This window comes from Collinsella aerofaciens ATCC 25986 (assembly GCF_964239575.1).
GTDB lineage: Bacteria > Actinomycetota > Coriobacteriia > Coriobacteriales > Coriobacteriaceae > Collinsella > Collinsella aerofaciens_BQ.
In genome coordinates this window covers 1-18,837 of the sequence record NZ_CAXSQQ010000023.1, presented here as the reverse complement: position 1 = coordinate 18,837, position 18,837 = coordinate 1, and the positions used below count along the sequence as shown (strand labels likewise).

Annotated in this window: 17 protein-coding genes and 3 tRNA genes; 10 read left to right on the top strand and 10 right to left on the bottom strand. The window is 59.5% G+C overall.

The genetic code is table 11. From position 1 onward, the window contains the following. The first annotated feature begins 12 nt into the window (after positions 1–12). Positions 13–1,056, top strand: a complete 1,044-nt coding sequence (locus tag ACESUZ_RS08530) for a glycosyltransferase (protein WP_373199582.1) — start codon at positions 13–15, stop codon at positions 1,054–1,056. Here ACESUZ_RS08530 and ACESUZ_RS08525 read toward each other — a convergent pair. From ACESUZ_RS08525 to ACESUZ_RS08500, 6 genes are all read right to left on the bottom strand, one after another. Then, entirely contained in the window at positions 1,051–2,847 is a 1,797-nt protein-coding gene (locus ACESUZ_RS08525) for an AAA family ATPase (protein ID WP_373199581.1), read from the bottom strand. The genes ACESUZ_RS08530 and ACESUZ_RS08525 overlap by 6 nt on opposite strands. Before the next feature lie 203 nt (positions 2,848–3,050). Then, on the bottom strand, positions 3,051–4,667 hold the full coding sequence (locus ACESUZ_RS08520) for a VgrG-related protein (protein ID WP_373199580.1): 1,617 nt from the start codon (positions 4,665–4,667) through the stop codon (positions 3,051–3,053). A 66-nt stretch (positions 4,668–4,733) separates the two neighbouring features. After that, entirely contained in the window at positions 4,734–4,877 is a 144-nt protein-coding gene (locus ACESUZ_RS08515; protein ID WP_373199578.1) for a hypothetical protein, read from the bottom strand. 128 nt (positions 4,878–5,005) lie between these two features. Continuing rightward, the gene (locus ACESUZ_RS08510; RefSeq protein ID WP_055286557.1) at positions 5,006–5,425 is read right to left on the bottom strand and encodes an HI0074 family nucleotidyltransferase substrate-binding subunit; all 420 of its coding nucleotides are present in this window, start codon (positions 5,423–5,425) and stop codon (positions 5,006–5,008) included. Continuing rightward, the gene (locus ACESUZ_RS08505) at positions 5,412–5,699 is read right to left on the bottom strand and encodes a nucleotidyltransferase family protein (RefSeq protein ID WP_006235563.1); all 288 of its coding nucleotides are present in this window, start codon (positions 5,697–5,699) and stop codon (positions 5,412–5,414) included. The genes ACESUZ_RS08510 and ACESUZ_RS08505 overlap by 14 nt, the downstream gene beginning before the upstream one ends. Positions 5,700–5,707: 8 nt before the next feature. Then, positions 5,708–6,139 (bottom strand): RrF2 family transcriptional regulator, encoded by a 432-nt coding sequence (locus tag ACESUZ_RS08500; RefSeq protein ID WP_055310594.1) that lies wholly within the window; start codon positions 6,137–6,139, stop codon positions 5,708–5,710. Positions 6,140–6,363: 224 nt separating this feature from the next. Between ACESUZ_RS08500 and sufC the strand changes: the two genes are divergently transcribed. Genes sufC through sufU form a run of 5 tightly spaced genes read left to right on the top strand, consistent with a single transcriptional unit; the run spans position 6,364 to position 11,609 of the window. After that, on the top strand, positions 6,364–7,164 hold the full coding sequence (sufC, locus tag ACESUZ_RS08495; RefSeq protein WP_006235561.1) for a Fe-S cluster assembly ATPase SufC: 801 nt from the start codon (positions 6,364–6,366) through the stop codon (positions 7,162–7,164). 12 nt (positions 7,165–7,176) lie between these two features. Beyond that, complete coding sequence (gene sufB, locus ACESUZ_RS08490; RefSeq protein ID WP_022094821.1) at positions 7,177–8,589, top strand: Fe-S cluster assembly protein SufB; 1,413 nt, start codon at positions 7,177–7,179, stop codon at positions 8,587–8,589. Next, positions 8,589–9,860 (top strand): SufB/SufD family protein, encoded by a 1,272-nt coding sequence (locus tag ACESUZ_RS08485; protein WP_373199574.1) that lies wholly within the window; start codon positions 8,589–8,591, stop codon positions 9,858–9,860. The genes sufB and ACESUZ_RS08485 overlap by 1 nt, the downstream gene beginning before the upstream one ends. Further along, on the top strand, positions 9,857–11,182 hold the full coding sequence (locus ACESUZ_RS08480) for an aminotransferase class V-fold PLP-dependent enzyme (RefSeq protein WP_217495623.1): 1,326 nt from the start codon (positions 9,857–9,859) through the stop codon (positions 11,180–11,182). The genes ACESUZ_RS08485 and ACESUZ_RS08480 overlap by 4 nt, the downstream gene beginning before the upstream one ends. Then, positions 11,175–11,609 carry a Fe-S cluster assembly sulfur transfer protein SufU gene (sufU, locus tag ACESUZ_RS08475; protein ID WP_161145058.1) on the top strand — a complete coding sequence of 145 codons (435 nt, stop codon included), beginning with the start codon at positions 11,175–11,177 and terminating at the stop codon, positions 11,607–11,609. Before ACESUZ_RS08480 ends, sufU begins: the two co-directional genes overlap by 8 nt. 659 nt (positions 11,610–12,268) lie before the next feature. On the opposite strand, the gene ACESUZ_RS08470 is transcribed toward sufU, so the two are convergent. Next, on the bottom strand, positions 12,269–13,081 hold the full coding sequence (locus tag ACESUZ_RS08470) for a transposase (RefSeq protein ID WP_373199572.1): 813 nt from the start codon (positions 13,079–13,081) through the stop codon (positions 12,269–12,271). Between the two features lie 403 nt (positions 13,082–13,484). Between ACESUZ_RS08470 and ACESUZ_RS08465 the strand changes: the two genes are divergently transcribed. The 4 genes from ACESUZ_RS08465 (at position 13,485) to dinD (ending at position 18,112) form a co-directional block, all read left to right on the top strand. Next, entirely contained in the window at positions 13,485–14,219 is a 735-nt protein-coding gene (locus tag ACESUZ_RS08465; RefSeq protein ID WP_006235554.1) for an iron-sulfur cluster assembly scaffold protein, read from the top strand. Positions 14,220–14,237: 18 nt separating this feature from the next. After that, on the top strand, positions 14,238–15,242 hold the full coding sequence (locus ACESUZ_RS08460) for a GGGtGRT protein (RefSeq protein ID WP_117800431.1): 1,005 nt from the start codon (positions 14,238–14,240) through the stop codon (positions 15,240–15,242). A 321-nt stretch (positions 15,243–15,563) separates the two neighbouring features. Beyond that, a complete protein-coding gene (locus tag ACESUZ_RS08455) occupies positions 15,564–17,090 on the top strand; it encodes an FAD-dependent oxidoreductase (protein WP_373199569.1) in 1,527 nt (508 codons plus the stop codon). A gap of 161 nt (positions 17,091–17,251) precedes the next feature. Further along, positions 17,252–18,112 carry a DNA damage-inducible protein D gene (gene dinD, locus ACESUZ_RS08450; protein ID WP_373199567.1) on the top strand — a complete coding sequence of 287 codons (861 nt, stop codon included), beginning with the start codon at positions 17,252–17,254 and terminating at the stop codon, positions 18,110–18,112. A gap of 263 nt (positions 18,113–18,375) precedes the next feature. Here dinD and ACESUZ_RS08445 read toward each other — a convergent pair. The 3 genes from ACESUZ_RS08445 to ACESUZ_RS08435 all read right to left on the bottom strand — a co-directional run bounded on the left by ACESUZ_RS08445 (position 18,376) and on the right by ACESUZ_RS08435 (position 18,669). Beyond that, positions 18,376–18,451, bottom strand: a tRNA-Lys gene (locus ACESUZ_RS08445). Between the two features lie 43 nt (positions 18,452–18,494). Further along, positions 18,495–18,570 (bottom strand) — tRNA-Lys (locus tag ACESUZ_RS08440). Between the two features lie 22 nt (positions 18,571–18,592). Beyond that, positions 18,593–18,669: transfer RNA gene (locus tag ACESUZ_RS08435), tRNA-His, on the bottom strand. Positions 18,670–18,837: the final 168 nt, after the last annotated feature.

The following is an 18,837-nucleotide window of genomic DNA, read 5'->3' as shown; positions in this document are numbered from 1 at the left end:
ATATATTGCCCCATGCCTACAACCCTTCCCGCCCCCATCGATAAGCTCGCCATCGTCGTCGTTACGTACAAGCGCCAGGAACTCCTGGCCAACTTGTTCGACTCCATGACCGGGCTCACGGCAACGCCTTGGCGCATCGTAATTGTCGATAACGAGAATTCGCGCGAGACCGAGGCCATGTGCACCGCATTCAACGAGCGCCTGGCCAACCTGTGGGGCATCGACACCGAGCAGCCCGACGCACAGGGCGGCACCGACCGTGTCATCTACGCCCCGCAGCTCGAAAACGGCGGCGGTGCGGGCGGCTTCTCCGCAGGCACTAAATGCGCCTACGACCTGGGCGCCCAATGGTTCTGGGTGATGGATGACGACGTGCTCGTCATCCCCGAAGGCATCGAGCGCTTGGCCAAGTGGACTGACCGCTACGATGTCATCCAGGGTTCGCGCCTGGACTTTGACGGCGGCGCCTTCTTTTGGCAATACCAGCTCATCCTCTCGCTCGGCATCCCCAACCCTATCGCCAAGTGGGATCTGGGTCCCGAGGGCTACCGCGCCATGAACCAGCTGTGCTTTGAGGGCGGCATGTTCTCGCGCCGCGTGGTCGACAAGATTGGCCTGCCCGACGCGCGCTTCTTTATCTACGGCGACGATGCCTGCTACGGCTACGTAGCCAGCCAGCACTTCCCCGCCGCCGTGGTCGCCGACGTGGTGCTCAAGCGCGCCCGCGCCGTCTCCAACTGGGATATCGCCGGCAAGCGCCAGCTCAACTCCACGAGCGACACCAACCGCTACTACATCATGCGCAACCGAGGCTTCCTCGCTCGCTATATGCAGATCTACGGTGACTACCACCCCATGCTGTTCCGCCTGGGCAATGCCGCGACCTTCTGCAAGGAATTCATTCGCCTGGCCGCGGTCGACAAGTGCTTTAAGACCGGCATTCCGGCGCTGCGCCGAGGCATGAAGGACGCCCGCAAGATCATCAAGGATCCCAACTGGAAGCCCATGCCGCCCATGAAGGACGCGGTAGTAAAGGGCTTTCGTCATCCCCTATAACCGCTGGCACACCACGGACACACGCTGCCCGTCAAAGCCAAAGCCCCAGCGCATGCGACCCACGCCGGGGCGTGGTACACGGATTTCGTCGATGCCGTCGCGCTCTATGTCGAGTAGCGACTGCACGGCCAGCAATTCCAGGCCCAGCGCATCAACACCGGGGTCATACATCATGTTGATCGTTATCAGCGGACGTTCATCGAGCATACCGATCGTATCGGCTATGTCGAACACGGCGCCCGTAGGAAAAACCTGGATGTCCCAGCGATCCGCGCCACACTTTCGCCTCGAAGCAGGATTGGCATAGCCCGGCAATCCAAAGCAGAGTCCTTGCAAGAGTAGGTGATATGGCAGCGGTGTATCTGGGTCGGTCGCACCGATTCCCGCATCTCCCAAGATGCGGCTTAGCGCCCGCCTCACGGTATCCTCGTTCCCATGGCACAGCCCGTCGCGAAACGCATCGACGTCTCGAATGTCTTCTGCGGCGCACTCAAACCACTCAATAATCACTAGACGCAAGGCCTGACGAAGCTCGTTATTGGGCAATCGCAAAGCACGGAGGCGATCGCCATGCTCTGGCTCCTCAGTCATATCCGTCGTGAGAAAACCGGACAGATACAGCGCTGTCCACATGTCATCGTCAGGCGAGACATCTGGCTCTGCAGTGCCCAAACAAAGCGGGACCTCAGCGCACCCATGGGCCTCGAGCAAATCAAACAAGACCGAAAGGCGGTCGAGATTCCACCCGACAACTACCCTACTCAGGCAATCGGCATATCCATACAGATCGGCACGCACAGGCGCCGTGCAGCCTCGGTCCAAAAACCCAATCACACGCTCTGGACTCGAGCAATAGGCCCTGCCAAACCGATACCCCTCGAGCCATTCACGCGCATCATCCAGGTATTCCTCGCGCCCAGCATGATTCAAAAGAGCCTGGACCTCGGCATCCGAAAAACCGAAATATCGGTCACACCACGCCGACAGCGGCGTCGTCAGACAATACGAGCAGCCGCGCGAAGAAAGCGCCGCTTCGGCAGGACCGGGACACTCCCCCATCAAACACGTCAGCCGCAACGAATCGCGCGCAGTGGCAATGGCGTCAAACAGCAACCGGTCAAGTAGTTCTGCCGGATCGGCGTCGGAAGCGTCCCCCGCGCTCGCACGGCCCAACCACGCCGCGTCGTACCCATCAACGAGCAATACAACCTGCTCATCGCAGGCCATCTCCAGCAGCTCAATGAGCACGCCAAGCACCGAGGCGACCTCGTCCTCGCTCGCCGCGCCACGCGCAACACGTTCGATGTGACGCACCTTGTCTCGAGCTAAATCCGGAGCCTCCAAAAGCGCCAGCAGGCGGGCGCACTCGCCCAAAAGAGCATCGCGCACTACGCCAGCAATGGCGGCGCCACGCCTCGCAGCGCCAGAAAAGTCCAGCGATATCACCGGATAGCAAGCGTACTCATCCCGATAACGCCCGCTGTCCGCATCCCAAATCTGAGCATCGGCAAACGAGATCCGACCGGCGCGACCGACCGCCGGACGCTCCAGAAAAGCCCTGAGCATCGACAAGTTCATGCTCTTGCCAAAACCCTCGGGTCGACAGCACACCACAACGGACGCGTCACAGTCCAACACATCGGCAATAAACATGGTCTTGTCGACCAGTATGCAACGACCAATGGCATCGGCAAAATCATGCACACCGACCGGTAAGACCGCATCATCGACATGGTTGACAAGCCGTACGCCAAAAGTAGCGGCACTGTTGCAATACTCCTGTTCAGACACCGTAACTTCTCCCTAAAACGCAGCACGAAGCCCATTGTAGCGAGCAGTTCAAGCGCAACGCTGGATCCGTGCAAAGGCATCGGGCAACGGTAGGAACAAAGGCCTTGAGGGGGCATAACAAATCGTTGTGCAACAAAATGGGGCCCGATGCATCTGCACCGGCCCCCATTGCGAATCTTTAGTTGTCGGGCAACCGAAAGGGACTACTCCTCGGAGTCGTTCTGCCCAGCAGCCTTCTTTTGCTGATCGAGCTTATACTTGCCACTCACAATAGACGTGGCACCCAGCGTGGCCAAGCTTGCACTGGCAAGGCTCGCCATCACAATCAGATCGCCCGTCTTGGGCATATTGCCGCCAGATGACTTGGTAGTTGTAGTCGTCGTGGTTGTAGTGGTCACCGTCTTGGAGTCATTTTGCTCTTGGTTCTGGTTGTCGGTGTTGCCCTTACTGCTGTCCTCGCCCTGCTGCTTTCCGTCCTCGGTCTTGTCCTTGTTCTTGTCCTTCTCCTCAGATTCAGACTTCTTGTCCTCGTCCTTCTTCTGAGCGGACTTGTCGTCCTTCTCATCAGAGCTAGAACCCTTATCGGATTCAACCTTCTCGGAAGCCTTATCCTTGGAGTCGCCCTTTGCGGCTTCGGTCTTTTCCGTGGAAGCCTGATCAGAGTTGTCCTTGTTCTGGGCCGAGCCGTTATTGACGCCAGCCATCAGCGAAGAACCCAGCGTAGAACCAAGCTGCTCGGAGAAAGAAGGCTTCTTGTCCGGCGAAGCAACGGGAGCGTCCGGCGCCTTATTCGAGTCGTCCTTGGAAGCATCGGAATCAGGGGTTGCGTCAGAGCCAGAGCCGTTGTTAGAGCCGGTGTCAACGGACGAATCGCTCGAGCCGGTGGATGAGTTAGAGGTGTCAGCGTCGGTCGAACCAGAAGCGTCGCTGTCCGTATTGCCGGCAGAGCTTGAAGACGAATCGCCCGCAGCAGAGCCGTTCGAATTGGAGCCGTTCGAGGTAGAGCCGTCGTTGGTAGTGCCACCAGCAGAGCCATTACCGTCAGCATCGGTCGAGGGCGCATCCATCCTGTCATCGTTGGCGTCGTCACTCGAGTCGTCATTCGAATCAGGTGTCGGCGAGGGCACCGGCGTAGGCTCGGGCTGCACGGGCGTCGCAGCGGCAGCCTCATCCTCGGCGATAAAAACCAAGCAGTCCTTCAGCTCATTCTTATAACGATTCTTCCAGCCCTCATGATACTGGGGCTGACTTGAAAACTTGGTGGCGACATTGTTGACCACGCTATTGGAGAGCGCCGTCACAAACTCGCGGTCGGACATATCGTTGGAAAGATTCGCCCAGCGGAAGAAGTCTCTGCAGCCACCGGTGCCGCACACGTTGGTGATGCTCCACACCATGCCCTTGACGCAATCGGCGCGGCCGGAGATGTCAATGCCAAGAGCGCTCTTAAGCCACGCCTCGGTCACCGCATAGTACGAGTTGTACGCATACGCATCCTGCAGAGCCGAAAACTCAGCAGGGTCGATGTTATAAGCGCCCTGGAAGGCCTCCTGCGCAATACGGCCCAACTCGGTGGGCTGGCCGTTCTCGTACATGGCATTGCTCATGTTGGAAATCTCGCTGCCGCGATCAATCGCATCCTTGAGCATGTTGTATTTTTCGGGGTTGTAGTTGTAGGCCTGCTTCATAAACGGGATGAGCGACCAACGACGGTCGAACTGGTAATAACCCAGCGCGTTGTAGCCGTCACCATACGAAAAGCCCTGGTTATAGTTGCCATGGCTCTCATATTTGGTGAAGTACTTCATCTCGGGAGTCACGTTGACAAACGAAACGCCCTGGACCGACCTCAGCACGCCCGAGAAGGACTGTTGGGTGTAAAGACCCTAAAGACCCTTATCGATATCGGTGGCATCCGAGGCAACGCCCGGCGTGGGCTCCTCGGCAGCGGCGGGTGCCGGCGCGGAAACGGCGCCAAACGAAAGCGCCAGCGTCAGACCCGCGACAATAGCAGAATGCTTGGGCTGCATAAGATCCTCCCTGCATTGGTGTAGTTAAAGTTCAGTTTGCAAAGATAAAAGTAAGTATTGCAGCTCGCCCGTTGTTACACAACAACCCCTCGGTAAACGGCAACAACCCTCCGCGAAATCTTAAGTAATTAAACAAACTGGTCGTCGGGCGCCATCAGAAGCTCGCCGTATCGCTCCATCAGCCCGTCCCTCAACTGACAGAAAGCGGGGATATAGACGTTCAAGATGCGCTGAATCAAATCTTGAGCGAGCTTGTTGTCGTAGATATGGACGTTCGTATTGCGGTCTCTGAGCATGTCTAGCCAGGCCGCCTCATCAATAAAGTCGTAGAATCGGTACGACTCCTTCAAGATGGCACGAGGAGACCCCGACGCGGCAAGCGTGGCGCCCTCATACTCGAGCAGACGCTTAAGGAGCTTCCAGCTCAGTTCAAATTGAAGATTGAACTTATTAATCAATCCACTCTGAACAAAATCATTGTTGAGATCCTGATTGGGCGCATCCTCAAGATTCGCCAAGGCGCTAACAAAGTTCTCATATTTTTTCATACAGAATCACACCATCCCTGGCAATCTCATCGAGCAATTGCTGTGATAGGGACTCGTCGAGATTGACGACATCTACATCTAAAAGAGTATCAAGATGTTCCTCGATCAAATATGAGAAACGGCCGAAATCCCGGCAACCTGCTACGGCGATGTCAATATCGCTCTTGGGCAAGTTGTCGCCTCGAGCACGAGAACCAAACAACACGACCTTCTCGGCGTCACATTCCCGAGCAAAAACTTCGATTTGCTTGTACACCTTGTCGAGAGATGCCATTTGCACCCCTACAGCTTGATGTCAAAGTTGATCTCGGGGACGGCGGCCAGGTCGGCCAACGTCACGCCGTCGACGTACTTTTCGATCACGTCATCCAGACCGCGCCAGAACTTGACAGTCGAGCACAAATCGCTACGGGTGCAGCTGTTGTCGATGCCATCGCACGCCACCGGAGCCGTGCTGCCCTCGACGGCACGCAGGATGTCGCCGGCACGCACCTCGGCCGGGTCCTTGGCCATCATGTAGCCGCCGCCCTTGCCGCGCACGCTCTTAAGCAGGCCCGCCTTCATAAGCGGACGCACCAGTTGCTCCAAATACTTTTGCGAGATATGCTCGCGGTCGGCAACCTCGCGCAAGGCAATCTTGCCCTCGGCGTCGCCCAGCGCCGCGATATAGATCATCAGCCGGAGGGCATAGCGGCCCTTAGAAGAAATGAGCATACCTACCCTTCCATCGCATCTGGGACAACATAACCAGGTTTGTTTGTCCCAAATCTTAAGTAAGTGGGACAAACACAACAGGTTATGTTGTCCCAGAATTTGAAAAGTCGAGTGGATTAGTCGGGTTTTCCCTTGACTAACGCCGAACCCATAGTAACTTTATTCCGAGAAGATTCCTAGGGTTTAGTACACCTATGAGTACACCATATACAGAGAGGAACAGCATGAGCGCAAATCCGCTGCTTTCCATCGAGGGTCTGACCGCCTCCGTGGACGAGAAGACCATCCTCCACAATGTCAACCTCAACGTCGCCGCCGGCGAGACCCACGTGCTGATGGGCCCCAACGGCGCCGGCAAGTCCACCCTCGGCCACCTGGTCATGGGCGACCCCGTCTACACGGTCAACGACGGCCGTATCGTCTTTGACGGCCAGGACATCACCGAGCTCACCACCGACAAGCGCTCGCGCGCCGGCCTGTTCCTGAGCTTCCAGGCCCCGGTCGAGATCCCGGGCGTGCCGCTGTCGAGCTTCCTGCGCGCCAGCATCGCCGGCCGCCCCGGCCTGGAGATGAAGGGTAAAGAGTTCCGCCGCCGCGTGAAGGAGCTCGCAGCCGAGCTCAACATGGATACCGCCTACCTCAACCGCGAGCTGGGCGTGGGCTTCTCGGGCGGTGAGAAGAAAAAGGTCGAGATGCTCCAGCTTCTGCTGCTGCAGCCCAAGCTCGCCATCCTGGACGAAACCGACTCGGGTCTGGACGTCGACGCGCTTTCCACCGTCAGCCACGGCATGGACGCTTACCGCAAGAGCTGCGACGGCTCCATGCTCATCATCACGCACAACACGCGCATCCTGGAGCACCTGGATGTCGACCGCGTCCACGTTATGGTCAAGGGCCACATCGTACGCGAGGACGACGCCTCGCTCATTCCCTGGATCGACAAGAACGGTTTTGAGACCTTCGAGCGCGAGGCCGCCGAGCAGCGCGCCCAGGCCGAAGCCGCCGCTGCCGAGCAGCAGGCGTAAAGGGGCGATGCAATGACCAAGAACCGCACCGAGGTCGCGGACATTGACCGCAGCCTCTACGACTTCACCTATGGCGAGGAGGGATTCGAGCGCCTCGACGCCGGCATCACGCCCGACATCGTGCGCGAGATCAGCGCCAAGAAGGACGAGCCGCAGTGGATGCTCGACCTGCGCCTCAAGTCCCTCGAGATTTTCAACCGCTTCCCGGATCCGACGTGGGGCCCCTCCATCGAGGGCTTGGACATGGACAACATCGTCACCTATGTCAAGCCCAACACCGACCAAAAGCACGACTGGGAGTCGGTGCCCGACGACATCAAGAACACCTTTGAGCGCCTGGGCATCCCCGAGGCCGAACGCAGCTACCTGGCAGGCGTCGGCGCGCAGTACGACTCCGAGCTCGTCTACCACAACATGCAGGACACCGCCTCCAAGATGGGCATCGTCTACTCCGGCATCGAGGAGGCCCTGCACGACCCGCAGTGGGAACCGCTCATCCACGAGAAGTTTATGACGCTCATCCCGCCCACCGACCACAAGTTTGCGGCCCTGCACGGCGCCGTATGGTCGGGCGGCTCGTTTGTCTACGTGCCCAAGGGCACCAAGTTGGACTTCCCGCTGCAGAGCTACTTCCGCCTTAACGCCAAGGGCGCCGGCCAGTTTGAGCACACGCTCATCATCGTCGAGGACGATGCCGACCTGCACTTCATTGAGGGTTGCTCCGCGCCCAAGTACAACGTGGCCAACCTCCACGCCGGCGCCGTCGAGCTCTTTGTGGGCAAGCGTGCGCACCTGCGCTACTCGACCATCGAGAACTGGTCCAAGAACATGTACAACCTCAACACCAAGCGTGCGCGCGTGGACGAGGACGGCGACATCGAGTGGATCAGCGGCTCCTTCGGCAGCCACGTGGGCTACCTCTACCCCATGAGCGTGCTCAACGGCCGTCGCGCCCGCTCGAGCTTTACCGGCATCACCTTTGCCGGCGCCGGGCAGAACCTCGACACCGGCTGCAAGGTCGTGCTCAACGCGCCCGAGACCTCGGCAACCGTCGAAACCAAGGGCATCTCCAAGAGCGGCGGCATCCAGACCTTCCGCAGCTCTATCGTTGCGACACCCAAGGCCGAGGGCTCCAAGGCAACCGTGAGCTGCCAGTCGCTGATGCTCGACGACCAAAGCCGCTCCGACACTATTCCGGCCATGGACATCCGCGCCAAGAACGTCGACATCGGCCACGAGGCCACCATCGGCCGCATCGGCGACGATAAGGTGTTCTACCTGATGAGCCGCGGTATCTCGGAGGAAGAGGCCCGCACCATGATCGTCAACGGCTTTGCCAACCCGGTCTCCAAGGAGCTGCCGCTGGAGTACGCCGTCGAGATGAACAACCTGATCAAGCTCGAGATGGAAGGAGCGATCGGATAATGAAACAGACCACGAACACCGCTGCTACCACCCTTGAGCAGGTCAATGCGATGCCAGCTGCCACTTGGGGTTGGCTGAAGATGAATCAGACCAAGCTCGAGCTCTCTGACGAGCTTGCTGCCGCTCCCGCCGAGACCATTGAGGTTGAGGGCTTGGACGAGCAGTTTGCTGGCGTGGCAGACGCGTTCGACGCCGCCATGGACGCCATGGCCGAGCGCTTCCCCGAGCGCCGCGCCTCCGCGCCCGGCGATGCCGCCGACCGCGCCCGCATCACGCCCGAGACCGAGCTCGACGTGCCCGCCACCTCCGTCTACCAGGCCGGTGCCATTAAGCTGGAGGAGGAGCTCTCCCCCGCTGAGGCCTTCGAGACTGGCATGGGCGAGGCTGCCTACACCTACCTGGCCGACCACGCCACCAAGCGCGTCGTCATCGATGTGCCCGCATACAAGCACGCCACGGTTACCGTACGTGTGAGCGGTGTCGATGCCGCCGCGGCCATCGCCGCCATCGACGTCGTCGCCCGTCCCCAGTCGACGCTCGATCTGCTTATTGCCCTGGACTCTCCCGTTGCCGGCCAAGGCGTCGTGGGATCCGTGCTACGCGTGTGCGCCCACGAGTACGCCACCGTCAACGTGACCTGCACGCAGACGCTCGACGATAGCTGGATCGCGCTCGACGACACCGGCCTGTTCCTGGACGAGGGCGCGCGCGTCAACGTGCAGCACACCGTCCTGGGTGCCGGCGCCAGCGCCACCGGCCTTGCCGGCGACCTGCTGGGCGATACCGCCAAGGTCACCATCGATACTGACTACCTGGGCGCCCGAGAGCAGGTGCGCGACTTTAACTACGAGCTGCGCCACCGCGGTCGCAAGACCGAGTGCGAGATCGACGCCAACGGCGTGCTGACCGGCACGTCCAAGAAGGTCTACCGCGGCACCATCGACCTCGTGCACGGTTGCAAGGGTGCAACCGGCACCGAGCGCGAGACGGTGCTTTTGGCCAACAAGGGCGTCGACAACAAGACCGTTCCCGTCATTCTCTGCGACGAGGACGACGTCGCCGGCAACCACGGAGCCACCATCGGCCACGTCCGCGACGAGCAACTGTTCTACCTCGCCTGCCGCGGCCTTGACCAAAACGCCGCCGAGGACCTGTTCGTCCGCGCCAAGCTGGAGGACGCCGCACTTTCCGCCACCGACGAGCGCACCCGCGCCGCCGTCGTCCGCCTGGGCAACAACCTGATCGACAACTTTGAAGAGGAGCTCGCATGATCGACACCGAGCACGTTAAATGCGACACCTGTACCGCACCGGAGCCTATGGAGCTCGACGCCAGCGACGAGGCCTCGCGCGGCTGGCCTACCGTCGACATCGAGACTAATCCCTACAAGGCGCAGTTCCCGCTGTTCCAGCAGCACCCCGAGATCGCCTTCCTCGATAGTGCCGCCACCGCGCAGCGTCCTGCCTGTGTGCTCGACGCCGAGCGCGACTTCTACCAGCGCATGAACGCCAACCCTCTGCGCGGCCTGTACTCGCTGTCCGTCGAGGCCACTGAGGCTATCGCGAAGGTGCGCCAGCAGATCGCCGACCTCATCGGCGCTGCCCAGGCCAACGAGGTCGTCTTCACCCGCAACACGAGCGAGTCGCTCAACCTGGTCGCCAAGAGCTTTGCACCCACAGTCCTCGAGCCGGGCGACGAGGTCGTCATCACCATCATGGAGCACCACTCCAACCTGATTCCGTGGCAGCAGGTCTGCCGCGAGACCGGCGCCAAGCTCGTCTACCTCTACCCCACCAAGACCGGTCAGCTCACCACCGAGGAGGTTCTTGCCAAGGTTGGTCCCAAGACCAAGATTCTGGCCGTGGGTCAGGTCTCCAACGTGTTGGGAGTCGAGAACCCAGTCAAGAACCTCGGCAAGCTCGTGCACAAGTATGGCGGCTACCTGGTCGTCGACGGTGCGCAGTCGCTGCCGCACATGCCGGTCGATGTGGCCGACCTGGGCGCCGACTTCTTTGCCTTTAGCGCACACAAGGCTATGGGCCCCATGGGCATCGGCGTGCTGTGGGGCAAGATGGACCTGCTCAACGCCATGCCGCCCATGCTCACCGGCGGCGAGATGATCGACTCTGTTACCGAGCAGGACGCCGTCTGGGCGCCCGTTCCCGAGAAATTCGAGGCCGGCACACAGGACGCCGCCGGCATCTTCGCCACGGGTGCGGCACTCGACTACCTGGTCAACACGGTGGGTTACGAGAACATCCAGGCACGCGAGCAGGCACTCGTCCACTACCTGATGGGCGAGCTCATGCAGCTCGACTTTGTCCAGATCATCGGCTCCATCTATTGGGACAACCACCACGGCGTTGTGAGCTTTAACGTCCGCGGCATCCACCCGCACGACGTTGCGAGCATCATGGACATGGACGGCGTCTGCATCCGCGCCGGTCACCACTGTGCACAGCCGCTGCTCACCTGGCTGGGCGTCGAGAACCTTGCCTGCTGCCGCGCCAGCGTGGCCTTCTACAACGACAAGGCCGACATTGACAAGTTCATCGCCGGCCTGCATCACGTTTGGAGCACGTTCAATGGGTAATCTGTACACCTCCACCACATTTATGGAGCACAACTCGCACCCCGACTACAAGTACGAGATGGATGCTCCCACGCACGAGCACGACGGCATCAACCCCAGCTGCGGAGACGAGCTCACTCTGCAGCTGCGTGTCGAGAACAACGTGATCGAGGAGGCCTCCTTTACCGGCCACGGCTGCGCCATCAGCCAGGCCAGTGCCGACATCATGGCCGATCTCATCACCGGCGAGACCGTCGAGGAAGCTCGCCGCCTGGCAGAGCTCTTCCTCGCCATGATCCGCGGCGAGAAGCTCTCCGAGGAGGACCTGGAAGACCTGGACGAAGCCGCCCAGCTCCAGGACATCTCGCACATGCCCGCCCGCGTCAAATGCGCCGAGCTCGCCTGGCGCACCCTCGACGGCATGCTCGAGGGGCAAGCTAACCAGTAGCGTATGCTCCGAATCCAAGGTTTTTGATTGCCGAGCCGCCCGATACGGGCGGCTCTGTTTTTCCTAATGAGCACGAACACACAAAATCAGCGCGTCCGGCGCCCCGTCTGTCATTTACCACACGGCCAGACGCGAACACGGGCGTTTTCCACAGCACCAAAGGTCTGCGGCAGGGCCCCGGGCCCGCCAAGCAATGCGCCAAGCCCCGTTCTGCTGAGCTCCGACTCGCTTCGCGCCTGCCGCAGACGGGTCCCATAGGGTGCGACGTGCATTTTTGCGAGTATTCAGCACGCCAAGCTGTATGTATACGCATCGAAAGCGTTAATCAACGTCTCCAGGCGCATATATATTGTGTTTTAGAACAAGCATCGCGGTCTCAGGGATCACATACATGCGCTTCGGAGGCGCATCGGAAGGCATAAATAGCTTCGGGACCCGTATGTTGCAAGACTGCGGCAGTGCCGACAGCACCACGATGCTGAAAACTCCGTTTTTTGCACGGCGCAGACGGGGGTAGGCACGGGCAAACCCGGACTGAGCTGTTATTTTATGCAAGATGACGATTGTTCTATGCATATTAAGAAGTGCAGTTACCGTACCAAGCTTTTGAACGCTGGTTGCGGCGTATGGACGACCCCAACTGCGGTGAACAGGCGACCTTACATCACGTTTTCGCCAGCCCGCATCGCCGTTCGCGCGCGGGCGCGCACGATACGAGAGACGGTACTTTTGCCAATCCCGGTATACCGCTCAATCTGGCGCACTGTAAAACCGGCATCGTGCAATCCAAAAATAACGGTATCGCGCTGCGCCGGCGGTGCGACTTTAACCCCACGAAGCGGAACCCCGAGCTCCTTCGCCATCTTGTCGGCAAAGGCGTGGCGTTCCCATTCCGTCTCTTTCATATCGCACAGCGCTGGCTCACTGCCGTCGGGCGTCGAAAGCGAATAGGCAATAAAGCCCTCGGCAGAACCAAAAAGCTCAAGCACGCAAGAAGGATCAGAAAATCCCCTCGCGACATCGGCCGCGTCACCGTCGTATGAACGCAGGTGTTCCGCAAAGCTGCTCCAGGGATAACGCTCGATTAGGCTAACGCCCACCTCCTGCGGATCGGCGTGTACGGAGCGAATAGCCTCCATCACCTGCCAATCGGTATCGAGCGAACGCCGGTCAAAACGGTTCTGGAACAGATGGCCTGTGCGCCCCGTGCGCTTATTGAACCGCCGCGCGTATGTCAAAAGCAGCCGGTGCATTGCCGCGCTCATCCTGTCCTCGTAATCTGCAAGCACCAAATGCACGTGATTGCCCATAAGGCACCAGGCGATAACCGTCACGCCCTCCTCGCGGCAGCGCTCGCGCATCAGCTCCAAAAACTCCCACCGGTCTTCATCGCCCTCAAAGATGAGCTGTTTGCCCACACCGCGGGCACAGACATGGTAAAAGCCGGTAACCGTTCTCCAAACGCGCTGCATGGCGCTCCCTTCGCCGGGATCTGCTTACCATCCAATACAGCACGATTGAAGCGTGCCATCAAAACATTCACGCAAAACAATACACTCGCGCGGCCAAAGGCAGCAAACAGGCGGCGAACGGCACCGTTGCAACAGGTCAACCACTGCAACGCTTGCAAGAGCGGACCAAAAGCTTGCCCAAGACGGACCCCCTCTACGGAAACTCACGACCACAGAACATAGAGTTAAACCGTTTCAATTAAAACTTCCGGACTTCTCGCTACGAAAACTGAGCCGTTCGCCGAATATTCCGTGCATTTCGCGGTATTATAGGGGCTGCATGTCATGTCCCTTTCGAAGGGTCGCCCGGCAATCGCCAGCCACGACCCCCAGACGGGACGCCAACACGATAGAGAGGAGAGGCATGCAGTACTCACAGGAAGTGGAGAACATGTGCCCCGTTGCCAAGGGTGCATACCACGGCCCCGCACCCATCCCCGAGGAGGGCAAGTGGGTCCAGGCTAAGGAGATTTCCGACATCTCCGGTCTTACGCACGGTGTGGGTTGGTGCGCACCTCAGCAGGGCGCCTGCAAGCTCACGCTGAACGTCAAGGACGGCATCATCGAGGAGGCCCTCGTTGAGACCATCGGCTGCTCGGGCATGACCCACTCTGCCGCCATGGCTTCCGAGATCCTTCCCGGTAAGACCATCCTCGAGGCCCTCAACACCGACCTCGTCTGCGACGCCATCAACGTTGCTATGCGCGAGATCTTCCTGCAGATCGTTTACGGCCGCAGCCAGACCGCGTTCTCCGAGGGCGGCCTGCCCGTGGGCGCCTCCCTCGACGACCTCGGCAAGGGCCTTCGCTCCCAGGTCGGCACCATGTTCGGCACCAAGGCCAAGGGCGCTCGTTACCTCGAGCTCGCTCAGGGCTACGTCACCCGCATGGCTCTCAACGACAAGAACGAGATCATCGCGTTCGAGTTCCTGAACCTCGGCAAGTTCACCGACGCCGTCAAGGCCGGCAAGACCCCCGAGGAGGCCATCGCTGGCGCTATGGGCCACTATGGTCAGTGGGAGAACGCTGCCAAGTACATCGACCCGCGCACCGACGAGGAGACTCACTCCGTCGCCAGCGTGTTCCCGGTTCACGAGTAGAAAGGGAGGGAAATAACTATGACTGTTACGTTCGAAGGTTACGAGCGCCGCGCTGACAAGATCAACAAGTGCCTCGCCGACAACGGCATCGCCTCCCTCGAGGAAGCTCTGCAGATCTGCACCGACAAGGGCTTCAACCCGCGTGAGATCGTCAACAACACCCAGTCCATCGCCTTCCAGAACGCCGAGTGGGCCTACACCCTCGGTTGCGCTCTCGCTGTCAAGCGTGGCGCCAAGTCCGCTTCTGAGGCTGCCGCCATCATCGGCGAGGGCATCCAGGCCTTCACCGTTCCCGGCTCCGTCGCCGAGGACCGCAAGGTCGGTCTGGGCCACGGCAACCTGGGCGCTATGCTGCTCTCCGACGACACCGAGTGCTTCGCCTTCTTGGCTGGCCACGAGTCCTTCGCTGCCGCTGAGGGCGCTATCGGTCTGGCTCTGAACGCCAACAAGGCTCGCAAGAAGCCGCTGCGCGTTATCCTCAACGGTCTGGGCAAGGACGCTGCTCAGATCATCGCCCGCATCAACGGCTTCACCTACGTGAAGACCCAGTTCGACTACTACACGGGCGAGCTCAAGGTCGTCGAGACCATCCCCTACTCCGATGGTCCCCGCGCTGCCGTTAACTGCTACGGCTCCGACGATGTCCGCGAGGGCGTTGCCATCATGTGGCACGAGAACGTCGACATCTCGATCACCGGTAACTCCACCAACCCCACGCGCTTCCAGCACCCCGTCGCTGGCACTTACAAGAAGGAGCGCCTCGAGGCTGGCAAGAAGTACTTCTCCGTCGCTTCTGGTGGCGGCACTGGCCGTACCCTGCACCCGGACAACATGGGCGCCGGCCCTGCCTCTTACGGCATGACCGACACCATGGGCCGTATGCACTCCGACGCCCAGTTCGCCGGTTCTTCCTCCGTGCCTGCGCACGTCGACATGATGGGTCTCATCGGCATGGGCAACAACCCCATGGTCGGTGCCACCGTCGCCTGCGCTGTCGCCGTCGAGGAGGCCCTCAAGGCCTAATCGCGCCCGCGCGATGCTCATATAGTTGAGATTTGGAGCCGCTACCTTTCGAGGTAGCGGCTCTTTTTGTTTGTCCCGTCCCAAATTGGTTACTCTTATTAGAAGGTCCGATGTATCAGTTGCGGTGAAATACGGACTGAATTGCATCCATACAGGCCAAAACAGTCCGTATTCCACCGCAACTTATCAAATGGGCCGACCGAAGTGGCCGAGTCAACCTGACGCCCACCTGCCATATTTGCCCTTTACCGATTTGCCGAGTCTTTGCGGCCCCATTGCCGATCACCCGTGCGACAATGCGCCGGACGAGAAAGGAATCCGATGGAATCGACTGATGTACTGGTAATTGGATCTGGCATTGCGGGCCTTTGCGCCGCCATAGAAGCAGCACGCGCCGGCGCGTCCGTCACCGTGGCAAGCGCCGGCAAGACTATGAGTGGATCGAGCTTCTTCCCCGGAACCTGGGGCCTAGGGCTTATCGGACCCGTTAACGAAGACGACGAGCAGGACCTCATCGACACCATCCTGGCCGTCGGCGGCGGCGTTGCCGACCCCGAACTCGTCCAAACGTTCGTCCACGGCATTCCCCAAGCGATTGACTGGCTCGAGCAAGACCTGGGCGTTGAGCTCCAGCGTCCGCAAAGCGCCAAGAGTGCTCAACAAAAGCAATTTATCCCCTGCTTTGACCACAAGACGCGCATGTGGCGCGGCCTCACCCGCAAGCCCCTTGAGGACGCTCTGACGACCTGGATCGAGTCGCTCGGCATTCGCCTGCTCCCCCGCCATGAGCTTATCGACCTTGTTGAGGACACGAACGGCAGAATAACCGGAACCGTACTCTACGACCTTACCGAAAATCGAATCGTGCCCTTTGCTGCCAAGGCCACGGTCATCGCAGCCGGTGGCACAGGCGGCCTGTTCGAGCGCAGCCTTACGTCGGCTGATGTGCTCAGTTCCTCGCAGGCCATCGCGCTGGCGCACGGCGCAACACTTACTAATATAGAGTTCATGCAGATGATGCCCGGCTTCATCGAGCCCAAGCGCAACCTGGTCTTCAACGAAAAAACCTGGCGCTACGTCACGTTTGACCAACCGGTCGATATTGGCGACGAAAAGCTAGACAATCTGCTTGAGCAGCGCTCCGGATATGGTCCTTTCACCTCGCGCTTGGCCTCCCGTGCCATCGACCTCATCATCGATCAGGCAGGTGCCGAAGGCCTAGCGCTCCACTACGACTTTCCCCGCGAGAATGTCCCAGAGTTTGTGCAGAACTTTGCCACCTGGCTACAAGACGAGCACGGCATCGCGCCGACCGACGAGATGCGCGTGGCGATGTATGCCCACGCCGCCAACGGCGGCATCAAGATCGATAAGACCGCGCACACGGGTGTTGAGGGCCTCTACGCTTGCGGCGAGGCGACAGGCGGCATGCACGGCGCCGACCGCATTGGTGGCTTGTCAAGCGCCAACGGCATCGTGTTCGGACGTATCGCAGGCGCATCGGCAGCCCTTGCAGCGCAGAAAGAGCCTGAGACAGCCCTGAAGGCGGAGATCGCCCTCCCCCAGTACGGCATTGCCACAAAAGATGTCGAACGCCTGGCACAAAGCCTTAAGCACACGATGAGCACCTATTGCATGATCAACCGCACCGAGACGGGCCTATCCGAGGCACTACACGAGCTTGAGGACTTGAAGACGGAGGCTACGACCTTGAGCACACAGAAAACCCAGGACAGCGAAGTCGCTGCCCTCGCCCGCCTACAGTCGCAGATTCAGTTGGCAACGGAAATGGTCAAAGCCATGCGCAAGCGGACCGAAAGCCTGGGTTCGCACTATCGAGCAGACTAAACTGGACACCTATCTAAAGCAGAACACAACTAATCGATATCTATGGGTCCCGTGAGCTCAAAGTGGCACGGGGCCCGTTCGTGTCCGCACGACAGCGTATCCTTATTCTGAATACAGAGCTGGCAAAGCCCGCATAGACAATAGACCGACGAGGAGGAGATATGGACAGCAGAGATATCGAGAAGTGGCGTGTCGAACTTGATAGCTACGCCAATGCGGAAGACGGCGTTGAGTATTGGCTCGCACGCGATTTAATGGAACCCCTCGGATACGTCCAATGGCGCAATTTTGAGACTGCAATTAAGAGGGCGATGGCATCGTGTGAAGTCAACGAAATGCCTGTTGCTTCCTATTTTGTTGAAACCAGCAAAATAGTACCTACAGGAATAGGACAAAAAGCAGTCAAAGACTATAAGTTAACGCGCTACGCATGCTATTTAATCGCCCAAAACGGAGACCCAAACAAGCCGGAGATCGCGCTCGCACAGGCGTACTTCGCCGTGCAGACGCGCCGTCAAGAGCTCATAGAGCAGCGCTTCGCAGAGATTCAGCGCTTGCAGGCGCGCCACTCGCTATCCGATTCAGAGAAACAACTCTCGGGTATTGCGTTCAAACGCGGCGTGGGCTCCAAAGGATTCGCGATCATCAAGTCGAAGGGCGATGAAGCGTTATTCGGGGGCAGAAGCACGGCGGAAATGAAGCAGCAGCTCGGCGTACCCAAGAGCGCGGCATTGGCGGACAGGTTTGCCGATGTCCTCATCAAAGCAAAGGACCTTACGAACTCGATGACGGCCTTCAACGCCGAAGAACACGACCTGTTCGGTCTGGACCAGATCAAACAAGAACACGTCGAGAACAACACAAGCGTGCGTGGCAGCCTCATCGACCGCGGAATTGTCCCCGAGAACCTACCGCCTGCCGAGGATACAAAAAAGCTCGAGCGTCGTGTGAAGGCAGACGAGAGGAAACTCAAGGAGGGTACTGACGGTTTTACCGATCCCCAGGGTAGGCTCGATCTGTGAAAGCGGCCGCGCCCTTTCGGGTTCGACCCCATGTGAGGTTAACAAAAAAGCGACCAGCCTGAGCCAGTCGCTTTAACATGCTTTGGGTGGGCCGTCAGGGGGTCAGCCTGCTGCGCAGGCGGCCGCTGCGGCGCCAAGGCGCCTTGCGCGCTGCGCTGGTAAATGCTTACGCATTTCCTCAGCTCCGCGCCCTTTCGGGTTCGACCCCATGAAAGGTCAACAAAAAAAGACGGCCAACCGAAGTTGACCGTCTTAACTTGCTTTGGTGGGCCGTCAGGGGGTCGAACCCTGGACCTTGGGATTAAGAGTCCCCTGCTCTACCAACTGAGCTAACGACCCAAAGCTAAAGTCCGTTGTGGCGGACTTTAGAGGAGATATCGTGTGGTGGGCCGTCAGGGGGTCGAACCCTGGACCTTGGGATTAAGAGTCCCCTGCTCTACCAACTGAGCTAACGACCCGATATCAACACGAAGCAAGAACTGGGGTGGGTAAAGGGACTCGAACCCTCGACCTACGGGACCACAACCCGTCGCTCTAGCCAACTGAGCTACACCCACCGTGTCCTGTGCGCTTCGCGCTCGACTATTATTGCAAGGAACGCCACGCGATGCAAGCCCCAATTTTCAAGAATTTTGAAAAGAGTTTTTCGCCTTGATTATCGACTTTATCCGAACACCTCCCACATTCATCCGCACATGTGCGGATGAATGTGGGAACCCGATACC